This is a genomic window from Paraburkholderia elongata, from assembly GCF_013177735.1.
GTDB classification, from domain to species: Bacteria; Pseudomonadota; Gammaproteobacteria; order Burkholderiales; family Burkholderiaceae; genus Paraburkholderia; species Paraburkholderia elongata.
On record NZ_WOEZ01000094.1, the window covers coordinates 26,916 to 42,605 of the forward strand.

Here is a 15,690-nt window from a genome sequence, read left to right on the forward strand (position 1 = left end):
TTACTCCAGCGCCGCGGCAACCAGTTCGGCGACGTCCAGCACTTCCGGGCGCGGGCCGACCACGCCTTCGAGCATCGCCGTGCAATTCGGGCAACCCACCGCAACGATCTCGGCGCCGATGCTGCGGGCGTCGTCGATACGGATATCCGGAATGCGTTTTTTCCCGGGAATGTCAGTCAACGGCGCCCCGCCGCCACCGCCGCAACAACGTCCGCGCATACCGTTGCGTTCCATTTCGACTACCTTGATGCCGATGGTTTTCAGCAACCGACGCGGCGCTTCCGTCTCGCCGTTATAGCGGCCCAGATAGCACGGATCGTGATACGTGACCTTGCGGTCCGCGAACGCGGCGACCGCCTTTGGCGACAGCTTGCCGCTCGATACCAGTTCTTCGATCAGCGCCGTATGGTGCTGCACCTCGTAGAAACCGCCGAGTGCGCGATATTCGTTGCGCAGGCTGTGTAGCACGTGCGGATCGGCGGTAACGATCTTGCGGAATGAGTACTGCGACAGCGTGCCGATCAGTTTGGTCGCGAGTTGTTGGAAGGTGGCTTCATCGCCCAAGCGCCGCGCCGTGTCGCCGGTATCGGTTTCGACGCCACCGAGCACCGCGTAGTCGATCCCCGCCCGGTTCAGCACTTTGATCAACGCTCGCAGCGTGCGCTGATAGCGCATGTCGAACGCACCTTCGCCGGCGATCAACAGCACGTCCACCAGGCGCCCCGGTTGCGCGACCTGCACTTGCAGATCGACCGCCCAGTCGTACCGCGCACCGATGTCATAACCGTTCGAACTGCCGGTCTCACGCAGATTCGCGAGCGTAATCGGACCTTTGCCGGGTACGCTGCCTTCGACCAACGTCTGGTTGCGGCGCATATCCACGATCGCGTCGACGTGCTCGATCAACATCGGGCATTCCTGCACGCAGGCGCGGCAGGTGGTGCAGGACCACAGCGTGTCCGCTTCGATCAGGCTCGACACGAGCGGCTTGTCCGGCGCGCCGCCGTGTTTGCCGACCGGAATGCCTGGCGTCGGGCTGCCGGCATACGCCTCGTCCGTGCCACCAACCATGCCCGTGACAAGATCCTGAATGAGCTTCTTCGGATTGAGCGGCTGCCCGGCGGCAAACGCGGGGCACGCCGCTTCGCACTTGCCGCACTGCACGCAGGCGTCGAAGCTCAGCAACTGGTTCCAGCGAAACTCGACCGGCTTGCCGACGCCGTATTCCTTTGCGTCGAGCAGCGGCGCTTTCAGCGCGGTCGGCGGCACAACATCGTTGTCGTTACGCTCGGCAAAGCGCTCTTGACGCGGGTGAAACGCGAGGTGCAGCAGACCGGCGAGCGCATGCTTCATCGGACCGCCACGAGCCGCACCGAACGTCATCGTGAACGCGCCCACCGCGATCAGCAGTGCGACGATGATGGCCAGCGCACCCGACATCGCCGCTGCCGGCAGCGCGATGAACAGCGCCAAACCGAGCGCGAACGAGCCAAGCAATAGCGGCAGATGATCCCAAGGCCCACGCGAGAGCCGTGTCGGCACCGCCTTCGCACCATGCCGCCGACGCCAGACGAATACCGCGCCGACCAGCATTACCAGCGCTGCCAGAAAGATCAGCTTGTCGAGCCACGGCGAGTAGATGGCGAGGCCGTAGTTGACGAACACTAGCGCCATCGCGAGGATCGCACCGCCCGCCGTCGCCACGTGCGTCTTCGCGATGTACGGGTCACGCGCAACCACATGGTGAAGGTCGACGAAATAGCGCTTCGGAATCGCCAGCAGATTGGCCCAGCCGTACGCGCCCGCTGCCGTGGCGCGGCCTTCGCGCCAGTACGCAGCGCGCTTGGCGAGCGCGAACGCCAGACCCGCCACCGACAACCACAGCAGGACGGTGATGACAAACACGGGGCTCATCGTCAGAAATCCTTGCAAAGGCGCAGCGCGTCGTAGATCGCGCCGTGAATGTTGTGCATGGAAATACAGTCGCCGACGCGGAACAGCAGGAAGCGACCGTTACCGAGTTCTTCGCTGAGCGACGGTTGCGGCTCGGACGCGAAGAGCTTATGCACGTCCACCTGGCCGCGATTCACCGACTCGGGCTTGAGCGCCCAGTAGAGCTGGTCGTTCGGCGTGCTGCCGTTCTCGATCACCACCTGATCGACCGCGCGCTCTTCCTGCTCTTCGGTGTACTCGTTGCGGATCACGGCGATCTTCTTGCCGTCTTCCTCATAGACCTTATCGAGCCAGTAGTTCGGCGTGTGAATCACGCCTTGCGCGTAGAGGCGCCGATAGAAAATCGGGAACGTGGTGCCGCCGACGTCGTCGGCAACCTTCACGTCAGGCGTCACGATCTCGACGTTCGAGCCGCGGCTCGACATGAAATCCGCGACGCCCGTGCCGGCGTGTGTGCTGACGCCGTCATAAACCAGCACGTTCTTGCCCGGCTCGACCTTGCCCGACAGCACATCCCACGAACTGACCGCGAGCCCTTCTTCGACGCCCCACGCCGCGACTTGCGACGTGAACGACGAACCGCCCGTGGCCAGCACGACGATGTCCGGCTTCTCGGCCATGATGGTTTTTTCGTCGGCGGCAACACCGAGACGTCGATCGACGCCGAGGCGCTTCGTCTCCATATCGAACCAGCGGACGATGCCCGCCATCTGCTCGCGCTGCGGCGCTTTCGCGGCCAGCATGATCTGACCGCCGACGTAATCGTTCTTCTCGAACAGCACCACGTCATGACCACGCGACTTCGCCACCCGCGCCGCTTCCAGTCCCGCCGGACCCGCACCGACCACGACTACCTTGCGCTTCGGTCCACGTGTCTTTGCGATCACGTGCGGCATGGTTTCTTCACGTGACGTTGCGGCGTTCTGCACGCACAGCACGTCCAGCCCGTTGTACTGGCGGTCGATGCAATAATTCGCGCCCACGCATTGCTTGATCTCGTCTTCGCGGCCGTCGCGGATCTTGATGACCATATGCGGATCGGCGATCTGCGCGCGCGTCATGCCGACCAGATCGACCATGCCGCTCGCCAGCAGACGTTCCGCCTGGCCCGCGTCGCGAATGCTTTGCGCATGCATCACCGGCAGCTTCACCACCGACTTGATCCCGGCCGCGAGGTGCACGAACGGTTCAGGCGGCAGCGCCATCGGCGGCATGCAGTTCGCCAGCGTGTTGTGCGTATCCGCGCCGGAACCGATCACGCCGAGGTAATCGATCAGGCCGGTTTCGCTCATCGCCTGGGCGATCTCTTTCAGTTGTTCGTGATCGAGACCGTCTTCATGGAATTCGTCGCCACACATGCGCAGACCGACGCAGAAATCCGCGCCCACCGCTTCGCGCACAGCCTTCAACACTTCCGTGCCGAAACGCAGACGGTTTTCGAGCGAGCCGCCCCATTCGTCGTTGCGGAAATTCGTACGCGGACTCCAGAACTGATCGATCAGATGCTGGTGGGCCGCCGAAATTTCGATGCCGTCCATCCCGGCATCCTTCACGCGCTTCGCGGCCGCGGCAAAGTCCGAAATGATGCGGCGAATCTCTTCCACTTCGATGATCTTCGCATTGCCGCGGTGAACCGGCTCACGCACGCCTGACGGCGACATCAGATGCGGCCAATGCTCGCCATGAAACGCCGAACGGCGGCCCATGTGCGTGGCCTGAATCATGATCTTCGCGCCGTGCCGATGCATCGCTTCGGCGAGCCGCGCGAGCGGATCGATGATCTTGTCGGTCGAGAGATTCACCGACTTCCACCAGCCTTGCGGGCTGTCGATCGACACCGGGCTCGAGCCGCCGCACACGGCGAGGCCGACGCCGCCCTTGGCCTTCTCCTCGTAGTAACGGATATAACGGTCGCCGGGCAGACCACCCGGCTCCGCATACACCTCCGCGTGCGCGGTGCTGACAATGCGGTTACGCAAAGTCAGTTTGTTTAGCGTGAGAGGCTTGAAAAGGTTCGGGTAACGCATCGCGATCGACCTCGGAATTAATAGCTGTATGCGGCTGTGTGCGTTGCAGTTACGATGCGAGCGGCGACACTTCGAACACGCAGTGATCGTGGCCTTCAGCCGCGCAGCGCGCTTCCTTCGAATGGGACGGCGGACCCTTGCGCTGTCCATCCGGCGCAGTGTCGTTGACCCAGTCCATCGCGCCCGCGAACCAACCGGCGAACATGTAGCAAAGCTTGCCTTCCTTGCCCGGCTGCGCGAGCACGAACGACGAGTGGTGCAATTCGATGCGAGCACGCGAGCTGGACGGATCGGCTTCGGGAATCGTGAAGAGGCCCCAGCCGCGTTGCGACAGCCGGTTCAGGTAATGCTCGAACACCGCCATGCCGGCAATGCCGTGCTGTTTTGCTTCCTTGTCGCACCAGAAATATGCGGACTTGTAGCCGGCCTTGTAGAGAATCTCGGCATACGCGTCGATGCCGAGCGCTTCCTCAACGGCAGTGTGGTTGTTCGTGAAGAAGTGACGCGGCACGTAGAGCATCGGCAGCGCGTCGGTCGTCCAGACGCCGGTGTTCGGATCGACGTCGATAGGCAGTTGGGGTTGCATGTGGAGGCTCCGTTCTTTTATGGGGTTACGTTCGATAATGTGGAAAATAAGGTGGAAATCAAACTTTCCACACTTCGCCGAACACCCGTACCCAGTTTTCACCCATGATCTTCTTGATGCGCGTCTCGCTCCAGCCGGCACGCTCCATCGCGGCCGTCAGGTTCGGAAACTCGCCGATCGTGCGAATGCCTTCCGGATTCACCACCTTGCCGAAGTTCGTCAGTTGGCGATAACGACCCTTATCGTGCGTGATCCAGTCGAAGAACTCGGTGCTGTAACCTTGCGTGAAGTCCGTGCCGATACCGACCTGGTCTTCACCGATCAGATTCACCACGTAGTCGATTGCTTCGATATAGTCTTCGACCGTCGCGTCCGGGCCGCGCTTCAGGAACGGCGCGAACATCGTCACGCCGACAAAACCGCCTGCATCGGCGATTTCTTTCAGTTGCTCGTCGCTCTTGTTGCGCGGATGCTCTTTCAGCCCCGACGGGCAGCAATGCGAGTAGCACACCGGCTTGTTCGACGCCGCGATCGCTTCGGACGACGTCTTGCCGCCCACATGCGAGAGATCGACCATGATGCCGACGCGGTTCATCTCCTGAATCACTTCACGGCCATAGCCTGACAGCCCGCCATCGCGCTCATAACAGCCCGTGCCGACCAGATTCTGCGTGTTGTAGCAAAGCTGGACCACGTTCACGCCGAGATCCTTGAAGGTCTCGATATAGCCGAGGTTGTCTTCGAACGCATGCGCGTTCTGGAACCCGAAAATGATGCCGGTCTTGTTCTCTTTCTTCGCGCGCAAGATGTCGTCGGTGGTGCGCACGAGCGTCAGGATCTCGCCGTATTCGCGGATCTGCTGCTTCATCTCGGCGATGTTGTCGACGGTCTTCTGGAAGCTTTCCCAAACCGACACCGTGCAGTTCACCGCGGTCACGCCGCCCTTGCGCATGTCTTCGAACACCGAGCGCTCGAACTTCGAAATGTTCAGACCGTCGATGATGATGCTGTTGTCGTGCAGAGTGCTCATCATTTGCTCCAGGCGTGCTTAGTAGATGGGGAAGCGTTCGCACAGCGCGAAAATTTCGCGGCGCACGCGTTGTTCGGTTGCGGCATGGCCTTCCGGATGATCGCGCAGCGCGTCGAGCACTTCGACGATCAACCGCCCCACTTCGCGGAACTCGCTCACGCCGAAGCCACGCGTCGTGCCCGCCGGCGTGCCGAGGCGAATGCCGGACGTGACCGTCGGCTTCTCGGTGTCGAAAGGAATGCCGTTCTTGTTGCAGGTGATGCCCGCGCGTTCCAGCGCCTGCTCGACCTGATTGCCTTTGAGGCCCTTCGGACGCAGATCGACCAGCAGCAGATGGTTGTCCGTGCCGCCCGTCACCAGATCGACGCCGCCCGCTTTCAGCACTTCGCCTAGCGCCTGCGCATTGGCCAGCACGTTATCGATGTAGGTCTTGAAGCCCGGTTGTAACGCTTCGCCGAACGCCACCGCCTTGCCGGCGATCACATGCATCAGCGGGCCGCCTTGCAAGCCGGGAAACACGGCAGAGTTGATCTTTTTGGCGATGTCTTCGTCATTCGTCAGTACAAAGCCGCCGCGCGGACCGCGCAGCGTCTTGTGCGTGGTCGACGTGACGACGTGCGCGTGCTCAACCGGATTCTGGTGACGCCCGGCCGCGATAATCCCAGCGATGTGCGCCATATCCACCATCAGCTTCGCGCCCACGCCATCGGCGATCGCGCGCAACCGTGCGAAGTCCAATGCGCGCGGATAAGCCGAGAAGCCGGCGATGAGCAGCGCCGGTTTGTGCTGCTGCGCGAGTTCCTCGATCTGCTCATAATCGATCAGCATCGTGTCGCGATTAACGCCGTATTGGACCGCGTTGAACCACTTACCCGACATCGCCGGCTTGGCGCCGTGGGTCAGGTGGCCGCCCGCGTCGAGCGACATACCGAGCACCGTGTCGCCCGGCTTCACCAGGGCGAGCATCACCGCGCCGTTCGCCTGCGCGCCGGAGTGCGGCTGCACGTTGGCGAATTTCGCGTTGAACAGTTGCTTGATCCGGTCGAGGGCCAGCGTTTCGATCACGTCGGCGTATTCGCAACCACCGTAGTAGCGTTTTCCCGGATACCCTTCCGCGTATTTGTTGGTCAGCACCGAGCCTTGTGCTTCGAGCACCGCGCGCGACACGATGTTTTCCGACGCGATCAATTCGACTTGCGACTGCTGGCGCTCCAGCTCTTTCAAAATGGCGCCGCGCACCGCCGCATCACGCGTGGCGAGCGATTCTTCGAAGAAAGGATTCGGGTTCGACATGGAAGGTCCTTGGGTTCAGGAAACGGGCGTTGACGGAGTGCCGGAAGCGGCCCTGAAGGCCCGCTAGTACCCGTCTGCATTGCGTCTATTCTTGACGTTCGCCCCGCGCGCCAATTTACGAATTCAGACGCGTTCTTTGCCTTTTCCGCCATCCGCGTCCTTTTTCGACAAGTCGCGATAACGGGTTGCGAACGATCGTTAGCTATTCGCGCTCATGCTGCACTGCAGCTGATCGCTGTGCGCACTTCGGGTGCGAATGTGAGCGCTGGTGGCTCCGTTCTGGTGCCGTTCGTTTAGCTATCCAACTTTATTGATGGGCAACCGAGGGTTTAGCCTGATGGCACGTTAGTTGCGCTCGTCCTCAAAATTGCAGGAGTCGCCGCTCCCCACGGCGACGCGACATTACAGATTCGAAGGATTCATTTCCCCCATGTCCACCGATCGCACGGCGTCGCTGTCGCATTTCGCATTCATGCCGGTTCCGAACTTCACGATGATCGCGTTCACCAACGCGATCGAAGTCCTCCGCATGGCGAACTACCTGACAGGACAAACGCTTTACCGCTGGTCGATCGTGAGCCCCGAAGGCGGCCCGGTGACGGCGAGCAACGGTCTTGCGGTCGATACCGGTCCAGTTGAATGCGTCGATCAGCCGGATATCGTGTTTGTGGTCGGCGGCATCGATGTGCAGCGCGCCACCACCCCCGCTCACCTCGTCGCGTTGCGCCGCTTCGCCCGCATGGGTTGTGTGCTCGGCAGCCTGTGCACCGGCACCTATGCGCTGGCGCGTGCCGGCTTGCTGGCCGGTTACGCGTGTGCAATTCACTGGGAGAACATGTCGGCGCTCAAAGAAGAGTTTCCCGACACGCGCTTTCTGAAAGAACTGTTCGTGGTCGATCGCGATCGCGTCACCTGCACGGGCGGCGTCGCCCCACTCGACATGATGCTCAACCTGATCGCGCCGCGTGTCGGCACGGCACGGGTCACGCAGATCGCCGAGCAGTTCATCGTCGAACACGTGCGCGATACGAGCGCACAACAGAAAATGCCGCTGGTGGCGCGGCTCGGGTCGGCCAACAAGTCGCTCTTCGAAGTGATCTCGCTGATGGAGAACAACATCGAAGAGCCGCTTTCACGCGAGGAGCTCGCACGGCTCGCCGGCATGTCGCAACGGCAATTGCAGCGCCTGTTCCGCGAGCACCTGGGGATGACGCCCACGCATTACTATCTGACGCTGCGCTTGCGGCGCGCCCGCGAGTTGCTGCTGCAGACCGACATGTCGATCATGCATATCACGATGGCTTGCGGCTTCCAGTCGGCTTGCCACTTCTCGAAGAGCTATCGCGACGCGTTCGGCACCGCGCCCACGCGCGAACGGCGCAGGCAGGCGCCGTCGCTGGCTGCGGCGCCGGTGATGGCCGCTTGAGTCGATTGCCTCACTGACAACTTCACCGCCTGAAAACACAACGCGTTGAACTGGAACCCGCTCAACGCGTGCGTTGTGATCACGCTGTTCAGCCTTGCGTGACAGTCTCAGACAGGACCGCGAACGCGGTCCCTTCGCGCATCAAGCCGCCTTCAACAGCCCGTGCGGGTCGATCACAAACTTCTTCGGCGCGCCCCCATCGAACTGCCGGTAACCGTCCGGGGCCTCGTCGAGCGAGACAACGGTCACGTTGACGATGTCCGCAATCGGCAGCCGGTCCCACAGGATCGCCTGCATCAGATTGTGGTTGTACTTCATCACCGGCGTCTGCCCGGTATGGAACGAGTGTGATTTGGCCCAGCCGAGACCGAAGCGAATGCTCAGGCTGCCTTTGCGGGCGGCGGCATCGGTAGCGCCCGGATCGTCCGTCACGTAAAGGCCCGGAATCCCGATCGCGCCCGCGGCCCGGGTGATTTCCATCAGCGAATTGAGCACCGTGGCCGGCGCTTCCTCATGCGAGCCGCTGCTGCCGTGACCGTGCGCCTCGAAGCCGACGCAGTCCACCGCGCAGTCCACTTCGGGTTTGCCGAGAATCTGTTCGATCTGTTCGCCGAGCGTGGCGTCCTTCGACAAATCGATAGTCTGGAAACCCATCTTGCGCGCATGCGCGAGTCGCGCCTCATTCATATCGCCGACGATCGTGCAGGCCGCGCCCAGCAAGCGCGCGGAAGCGGCCGCCGCCATCCCCACCGGTCCCGCCCCTGCAATGTAGACCGTAGCGCCGGGCTTCACGCCCGCCATCACCGCGCCGTGATAGCCGGTCGGCAGAATGTCGGACAGGCACGTCAGGTCGCGGATTTTCGACATCGCCTGAGCATGGTCGGGGAATTTCAGCAGATTGAAGTCGGCGTACGGCACCAGCACGTACTCAGCCTGACCGCCGATCCAGCCGCCCATGTCGACGTAGCCATAAGCCCCACCCGCCCGTGACGGATTCACGTTCAGGCACACGCCGGTATGCTGCGCCTTGCAGGTCGGGCAGCGTCCGCAGGCGACGTTGAACGGCACCGACACCAAGTCGCCGATCTTCAACGTTTCAACATCGCGGCCCACCTCGATCACCTCGCCGGTGATCTCATGGCCGAGTACGAGGCCGACCTCGGCGGTCGTGCGGCCGCGCACCATGTGCTGATCGGAGCCGCAAATATTCGTGCTTACCACCTTCAGGATCACGCCGTGGCCGATTGACCGGCCACGCGGATCGACCATCTTCGGAAAGTCGATCGACTGCACTTCCACCTTGCCCTGCCCTAGATACACGACGCCGCGATTGCTGCTCATTTGCCTGTCTCCATGTCCTGTGAGCGACGCGCCCGACTCGATGTGGCACGCCGTTTAACGAGCGTAGCGCCCGCTGAAGCAAAGGACATGTACCGAACACGACACCGGTTTGGCAGGAACCGACACGCAAGGTGCAACCCGCGCGCACGTTGATGCCGCCAATTTTTTATTGATTGACCGTTCAACATAAAAAAACTAACATGGCCCATCGAACACTTGGGTGGCCTGCCTGCGCCTGCCGCCTCTAGCACCATGCCCAAACTTGGAATGCGCGAAATCCGCCGCGCCCAGTTGATCGACGCAACCCTGCTGACCATCGACCAGACCGGTCTCGCCGGTGCGACGCTCGCTTCGGTCGCGCAGCGCGCGAGCATTTCCACCGGCATCGTCAGCCACTATTTCGGCGACAAGGACGGTTTGCTCGAAGCCACCATGCGCCACGTGCTGCGCGATCTGTGGCAAGCCACGTCAAGACGGCGCCGTGCGGCGAAGGCGGATCCCCGCTCGAAACTGCGCGCGGTCGTCGCAGCGAATTTCGACGCGGAGCAGACCAGCAGCCCGGTCATGAAAACGTGGCTCGCCTTCTGGTCCGAGAGCATGCACAAGCCGCAATTGCGGCGGCTTCAATACGTGAACACGCGGCGCTTGAACTCGAACCTGTGCGCGGATTTTTCTAAAGCACTGCCGCGTGCTGCGGCACGCCGTGCGGCAAGCGGCCTGGCGGCGCTAATCGACGGGCTATGGCTGCGCGGCGCTTTGTCCGGTGAGCCCTTCGATACGAAGGCTGCACTGCGCGTGGCAAACGACTACATCGATCTGCTGTTGGAAGCACGCAACTAGAACGCAACCAGAGCAGCGACATTTTCAGAAAAGGAGCAAGTCATGGCGGTATTCGCAACGCAACGTCTCTATATAGGCGGCGGCTACGTCGACGCGACCAGTGGCGAGACTTTCGACACGCTCGACCCCGCCACCGGCGAAACGCTCGCAACCGTGCAGCAAGCCTCGGCGGCCGACGTGGATCGCGCGGTGCAATCCGCACGTGACGGCCAACGCGAGTGGGCCGCGCTCACGGCAATGCAGCGCTCGCGCATTCTGCGCCGCGCGGTCGAGATCTTGCGCGACCGCAATGACGAACTCGCCGCGCTCGAAACACGCGACACGGGCAAGGCGATCGCGGAGACCCGGGCGGTCGATATCGTCACCGGCGCGGACGTGATCGAGTATTACGCGGGACTTGCGACTGCCATCGAAGGACAACAGATTCCGTTGCGACCCTCGTCGTTTGTTTATACGCGGCGTGAACCGCTGGGCGTGTGCGCAGGTATCGGCGCGTGGAATTACCCGATCCAGATCGCGTGCTGGAAATCGGCGCCCGCGTTGGCGGCCGGCAATGCGATGATCTTCAAGCCGAGCGAAATCACGCCACTGTCCGCTTTGAAACTCGCTGAGATTTATACCGAAGCCGGTGTGCCGGCCGGCGTGTTCAACGTCGTACAAGGCGACGGACGCGTGGGTGCCATGCTCGCCGCGCATCCCGACATCGAGAAGATTTCGTTCACCGGCGGCGTTGAAACGGGCAAGAAGGTCATGTCGCTGGCAGGCGCATCGTCGCTGAAAGAAGTGACGATGGAGCTGGGCGGCAAATCCCCCCTGCTCGTCTTCGACGACGCCAACCTCGAACGCGCCGCCGACATTGCGATGAGCGCCAATTTTTTCAGCTCCGGTCAGGTTTGTACAAACGGCACACGTGTATTCGTGCAGCGTAGCGTGCTGGAACGGTTCGAAACGCTGGTGCTGGAGCGCGTAAAGCGGATTCGCGTCGGCGCGCCCACTGACGCCGACACCAACTTTGGCCCGCTGGTCAGCGCCGCGCAATTGCAGAAAGTGCTCGGCTACATCGAAAGCGGCGTGCAGGAAGGCGCGCGGCTAATTGCCGGCGGCAAGCGGCTGACGGAAGGCCACTTCCGCAACGGCCAGTACGTCGAGCCGACGGTTTTCACCGGCTGCCATGACGACATGCGTATCGTGCGCGAAGAAATTTTCGGCCCGGTGATGAGCATTCTCGTTTTCGACGACGAAGACGAAGCGATCGCTCGCGCGAATAGCACCGCTTACGGTCTTGCCGCGGGCGTCGTAACCGAGAACCTGGCGCGCGCGCATCGCGTGATTCATCGTCTCGAAGCGGGTATCTGCTGGATCAATACGTGGGGTGAGTCGCCCGCGGAAATGCCGGTGGGCGGCTACAAGCAATCGGGCGTCGGCCGTGAGAACGGCATCACCACGCTCGAACACTACACGCGCATCAAGTCCGTGCAGGTCGAACTCGGCCCGTATCAACCGGTGTTCTAAGGAGAGGTGGCGATGGCTTCGAACGAATACGACTACATCATCGTCGGTGCGGGTTCAGCGGGCAACGTGCTCGCTTCGCGCCTGACCGAAGACGCGGACGTGACCGTGCTGCTCCTCGAAGCAGGCGGCCCCGACTACCGTTTCGATTTTCGCACGCAGATGCCCGCGGCCCTCGCCTATCCGTTGCAAGGGCGGCGTTATAACTGGGCGTACGAAACCGACCCGGAGCCGCATATGAACAACCGTCGCATGGAGTGCGGACGCGGCAAGGGGCTCGGCGGTTCGTCGCTGATCAATGGCATGTGCTACATCCGCGGCAATGCGCTCGATTACGACGGCTGGGCCGGGCGTCCTGGTCTGGAAAACTGGACTTATCTGGATTGTCTGCCGTACTTCCGCAAAGCCGAAACACGCGATGTCGGCGCGAACGCGTATCACGGCGGCGACGGCCCGGTTCATGTGACGACGAGCAAGCCCGGCAACAATCCCTTGTTCGCCGCGATGGTGGAGGCCGGCGTGCAGGCGGGCTTTCCGCGCACCGATGATCTGAACGGCTATCAGCAGGAAGGCTTCGGCCCGATGGATCGCACGGTCACGGCGAACGGCAGACGCGCCAGCACCGCGCGCGGTTATCTGGATCGCGCGAAGACGCGTCCGAATCTGACCATCGTGACGCATGCCATGACCGATCGCGTGCTGTTCTCGGGCAAGCGTGCGGTTTGCGTCGCGTATCAGCATCATGGCAATGCGGTGACTGCGCATGCACGCCGCGAAGTGCTGGTGTGCAGCGGCGCGATTGCCTCGCCTCAATTGCTGCAACGCTCAGGCGTTGGCCGCTCGACGTGGCTGCGTGAACTCGACGTGCCACTCGTGCACGATCTGCCAGGCGTCGGCGAGAATCTACAGGACCATCTGGAGATGTATATCCAGTACGAATGCAAGGAGCCGGTTTCGCTGTATCCCGCGTTGCAATGGTGGAATCAACCTGCCATCGGACTTGAATGGATGCTTAACGGCACGGGTATCGGCGCGAGCAATCAGTTCGAAGCGGGCGGCTTCATCCGTACCCGCGACGATGATCTGTGGCCGAACATCCAGTATCACTTCCTGCCCGTCGCGATCAACTACAACGGGTCGAACGCGATCAAAATGCACGGCTTCCAGGCGCATGTCGGTTCGATGCGCTCGCCAAGCCGTGGCCGTGTGAAGCTCACGTCACGCGATCCTGCCGCGCATCCGAGCATCCTGTTCAATTACATGGCCGATCCGCTCGACTGGCGCGAATTCCGCGACGGTATCCGCATTACGCGCGAGATCATGCGGCAGCCGGCGCTCGATCGTTATCGCGGGCGTGAGCTGAATCCGGGCGCTGAACTCACAACCGACGAACAACTCGACACCTTCGTGCGCAACCGTGCGGAGACGGCGTTTCATCCGTCGTGCTCATGCAAGATGGGTTATGACGATATGGCGGTGGTGGATAGCGAGGGCCGCGTGCATGGCATGGAAGCGCTGCGCGTGGTCGATGCGTCGATCATGCCGCAGATCACAACCGGCAATCTGAACGCACCGACGATCATGCTGGCGGAGAAGATCGCCGATCGGATTCGCGGACGGGAGGCGCTGGCGCGGGTGGAGACGCCTTACTTCGTGGCACACGGAGCGGCGTCAAGGAAACGTGAACCAGCGGCGGTGTAATACCCGCCGAGCATTCACTCACGCGCAGGGCTCAACACCCCCTGCGCGTCCGGCTCAACCGCTTCAGACACCAAGGTCTCCAGCGCCAGCCCACGCGTTTCGATCCCCATGATCCACACCGCCGCAGCAGCGATCACAAAACACATCGCGCCGAGCGAAAACACGCCGCCTTGCCCGAACATCGGCAACACCACACCGACCACGTAAGGGCCGATCAAGGAGCCCACGCGGCCAATCGCCGATGCAAAGCCTGATCCTGTAGCCCGCGCACCCGTGCCATAAAGCTCAGGCGTATAGGTGTAAAGCCCCGCCCACATCGCAAACATAAAAAACTGCATCGCAAGTCCGGCGCAGATCAGCAACGTCGGCGTTTGTGCGTGCAGCGCGGTTTGTCCGTAGACATAGGCCATCACCGCGCTGCCGGCCAGCGACGCGATGCACGTCGGCTTACGTCCCCAGCGTTCGACCAGCCACGCTGCGCAAATAAACCCGGGTATCCCACCGAGCGAAATCAGTACCGTATACAGCACCGACTTCGTCACCGCAAAACCCGCTTGCTGCATCAACGCGCCGAGCCAGGACGTCAGGCCATAAAATCCGAGCAACGCGAAGAACCACAGCGTCCACACCATGATCGTGCGGCGCCGGTAGGCCACGCTCCAGATCTCGCGAAACGCGCTCGTGCCCTTCGCGGCCGGTGGTTCCTGCAGCGTCACAGGCGCGCGCAACTGGCTCAGGCCGGCCGCTTTCATGACCTTCACTTCGACCTCGGCAAGGATCTTGTCCGCTTCCGCGAGGCGTCCGCGATGTTCCAGCCAGCGCGGCGATTCCGGCACGACGCGGCGCACGATAAGCACGAACACGGCAGGAATCGCCAGCAACGCGAACTCCGTGCGCCAGCCGAACGCCGGCAATACGAAATACGACACCACGCCCGCCGTGATGAAACCGAGCGGCCAGAAGCCGTCCATCAGCGCGATCAGTCGTCCTCGAGACGCTGCCGGCACGAATTCGGACAAGAGCGTCTGCGCGATGGGAAACTCCATGCCCATGCCGAAACCGAGCAGCACGCGAAAGAAAATGAGCGCTTCGACACTCTGCGCGGTCGAGCACAGATACGACGCGAGGCCCCATAGCACCATGCTCCACTGAAACACGGGGCGCCGCCCGAAGCGATCAGCCAGCAATCCAGCCACAGCCGCGCCGATTACCATGCCGAAGAAGCTCGCACTCGCGACCAGCCCCGTCGTCGCGCTCGACAAATGAAATTCGCTCTTGATCGAGCCGAGCACGAAGGTCATTGTGCCGAGATCGACCGAGTCGAAAAAGAATGCGATCGCGATGATGATGAAGATGGTCCGGTGATATCCGGAGAACGGCAGTCGCTCGAGTCTGGCGGCTGCGCTCGCGCGAGGCTGAAAAGCGGTAGACATGTTATGCCCTCGTTGATGCGGCGGCTGCCGCGTGGACGTTCCGATCAGTGCATTTCAGTAGACGCCGACATAATTCGGCCACATAGAAGAAATACGTCATCGGGATGGAACGGGGCCGTCGTTCCAGTCTTTCGCGCGCGCACGCATACGCGCGAGAGGCGCACTTTCGGGTCGAAGCCGTGTAAGGGCGAAACAGCGCTTCATGATCGAAGCGGTGCATGTACGAAATCGAGCTTTACGGTCGCAACCGAGCACGCGCAGCACCAGCAATGCGCGCGAGCGCATCCGCACTCAAACGAGCGGCGATCTTCTCAACGTATTCGTGATGCCGCGACTGCAGCGGTGCGCCCAACTGCTGCGCGAGGAGATAGCGGATCAATGCGATGCGCCGGTGTCGCAACACGATGCTCTGATCGAGCAGCGCAAGCGCGGCGTGGGCATCGCCCTGTTGGCACGCGCGTTCAGTAAGACGCGCAGTGGCTAGACGTGTCGACGTCATGTCAGTCAGCGGCCGGAAGAGCCGCGAGCAGTGCCTCAGCAAGACACCGCTC

Annotated in this window: 12 protein-coding genes; 4 read left to right on the forward strand and 8 right to left on the reverse strand. The window is 62.1% G+C overall.

The genetic code is table 11. The features are described 5' to 3' along the window. From GNZ13_RS18530 to GNZ13_RS18550, 5 genes are read right to left on the reverse strand one after another with little or no spacing between them, the layout of a single operon-like run. Positions 1–1,914 carry a (Fe-S)-binding protein gene (locus GNZ13_RS18530; RefSeq protein ID WP_172166950.1) on the reverse strand — a complete coding sequence of 638 codons (1,914 nt, stop codon included), beginning with the start codon at positions 1,912–1,914 and terminating at the stop codon, positions 1–3. A 2-nt stretch (positions 1,915–1,916) separates the two neighbouring features. Then, positions 1,917–3,980 (reverse strand): NADH:flavin oxidoreductase, encoded by a 2,064-nt coding sequence (locus GNZ13_RS18535; protein WP_172166952.1) that lies wholly within the window; start codon positions 3,978–3,980, stop codon positions 1,917–1,919. A 49-nt stretch (positions 3,981–4,029) separates the two neighbouring features. Then, entirely contained in the window at positions 4,030–4,566 is a 537-nt protein-coding gene (locus tag GNZ13_RS18540; RefSeq protein ID WP_172166954.1) for a DUF5943 domain-containing protein, read from the reverse strand. 58 nt (positions 4,567–4,624) lie between these two features. Continuing rightward, positions 4,625–5,596: a dipeptidase gene (locus GNZ13_RS18545; RefSeq protein WP_172166956.1), complete on the reverse strand. Its 972-nt coding sequence runs from the start codon at positions 5,594–5,596 to the stop codon at positions 4,625–4,627. Between the two features lie 18 nt (positions 5,597–5,614). Beyond that, positions 5,615–6,889: a serine hydroxymethyltransferase gene (locus tag GNZ13_RS18550; protein WP_172166958.1), complete on the reverse strand. Its 1,275-nt coding sequence runs from the start codon at positions 6,887–6,889 to the stop codon at positions 5,615–5,617. A 430-nt stretch (positions 6,890–7,319) separates the two neighbouring features. Here GNZ13_RS18550 and GNZ13_RS18555 point away from each other — a divergent pair, with 430 nt between their 5' ends. Beyond that, complete coding sequence (locus tag GNZ13_RS18555) at positions 7,320–8,315, forward strand: GlxA family transcriptional regulator (protein ID WP_172166960.1); 996 nt, start codon at positions 7,320–7,322, stop codon at positions 8,313–8,315. 141 nt (positions 8,316–8,456) lie between these two features. Here GNZ13_RS18555 and fdhA read toward each other — a convergent pair whose 3' ends face one another. Continuing rightward, entirely contained in the window at positions 8,457–9,656 is a 1,200-nt protein-coding gene (gene fdhA, locus GNZ13_RS18560; RefSeq protein ID WP_172166962.1) for a formaldehyde dehydrogenase, glutathione-independent, read from the reverse strand. Between the two features lie 252 nt (positions 9,657–9,908). Here fdhA and betI point away from each other — a divergent pair, with 252 nt between their 5' ends. The 3 genes from betI to betA are packed head-to-tail and all read left to right on the forward strand — an operon-like array spanning position 9,909 to position 13,706. Beyond that, on the forward strand, positions 9,909–10,496 hold the full coding sequence (gene betI, locus GNZ13_RS18565) for a transcriptional regulator BetI (protein ID WP_074287574.1): 588 nt from the start codon (positions 9,909–9,911) through the stop codon (positions 10,494–10,496). A gap of 42 nt (positions 10,497–10,538) precedes the next feature. Beyond that, positions 10,539–12,008 (forward strand): betaine-aldehyde dehydrogenase, encoded by a 1,470-nt coding sequence (betB, locus tag GNZ13_RS18570; RefSeq protein WP_172166964.1) that lies wholly within the window; start codon positions 10,539–10,541, stop codon positions 12,006–12,008. Positions 12,009–12,020: 12 nt separating this feature from the next. Continuing rightward, positions 12,021–13,706: a choline dehydrogenase gene (betA, locus tag GNZ13_RS18575; RefSeq protein ID WP_172166966.1), complete on the forward strand. Its 1,686-nt coding sequence runs from the start codon at positions 12,021–12,023 to the stop codon at positions 13,704–13,706. Between the two features lie 14 nt (positions 13,707–13,720). Here the strand turns inward: betA and GNZ13_RS18580 are convergent, their stop codons facing one another. Both GNZ13_RS18580 and GNZ13_RS52415 read right to left on the reverse strand, forming a co-directional pair. Then, positions 13,721–15,139, reverse strand: a complete 1,419-nt coding sequence (locus GNZ13_RS18580; RefSeq protein WP_172166968.1) for an MFS transporter — start codon at positions 15,137–15,139, stop codon at positions 13,721–13,723. A 235-nt stretch (positions 15,140–15,374) separates the two neighbouring features. Next, complete coding sequence (locus tag GNZ13_RS52415; RefSeq protein WP_063499004.1) at positions 15,375–15,638, reverse strand: SET domain-containing protein; 264 nt, start codon at positions 15,636–15,638, stop codon at positions 15,375–15,377. Positions 15,639–15,690 lie beyond the last annotated feature (52 nt).

What these genes read in the sequence shown, in the direction of transcription:
- GNZ13_RS18530 (WP_172166950.1), bottom strand. Translation starts at nt 1,914, where the DNA reads ATGAGCCCCGTGTTTGTCATCACCGTCCTGCTGTGGTTGTCGGTGGCG.
- GNZ13_RS18535 (WP_172166952.1), bottom strand. Translation starts at nt 3,980, where the DNA reads ATGCGTTACCCGAACCTTTTCAAGCCTCTCACGCTAAACAAACTGACT.
- GNZ13_RS18540 (WP_172166954.1), bottom strand. Translation starts at nt 4,566, where the DNA reads ATGCAACCCCAACTGCCTATCGACGTCGATCCGAACACCGGCGTCTGG.
- GNZ13_RS18545 (WP_172166956.1), bottom strand. Translation starts at nt 5,596, where the DNA reads ATGAGCACTCTGCACGACAACAGCATCATCATCGACGGTCTGAACATT.
- GNZ13_RS18550 (WP_172166958.1), bottom strand. Translation starts at nt 6,889, where the DNA reads ATGTCGAACCCGAATCCTTTCTTCGAAGAATCGCTCGCCACGCGTGAT.
- GNZ13_RS18555 (WP_172166960.1), top strand. Translation starts at nt 7,320, where the DNA reads ATGTCCACCGATCGCACGGCGTCGCTGTCGCATTTCGCATTCATGCCG.
- fdhA (WP_172166962.1), bottom strand. Translation starts at nt 9,656, where the DNA reads ATGAGCAGCAATCGCGGCGTCGTGTATCTAGGGCAGGGCAAGGTGGAA.
- betI (WP_074287574.1), top strand. Translation starts at nt 9,909, where the DNA reads ATGCCCAAACTTGGAATGCGCGAAATCCGCCGCGCCCAGTTGATCGAC.
- betB (WP_172166964.1), top strand. Translation starts at nt 10,539, where the DNA reads ATGGCGGTATTCGCAACGCAACGTCTCTATATAGGCGGCGGCTACGTC.
- betA (WP_172166966.1), top strand. Translation starts at nt 12,021, where the DNA reads ATGGCTTCGAACGAATACGACTACATCATCGTCGGTGCGGGTTCAGCG.
- GNZ13_RS18580 (WP_172166968.1), bottom strand. Translation starts at nt 15,139, where the DNA reads ATGTCTACCGCTTTTCAGCCTCGCGCGAGCGCAGCCGCCAGACTCGAG.
- GNZ13_RS52415 (WP_063499004.1), bottom strand. Translation starts at nt 15,638, where the DNA reads ATGACGTCGACACGTCTAGCCACTGCGCGTCTTACTGAACGCGCGTGC.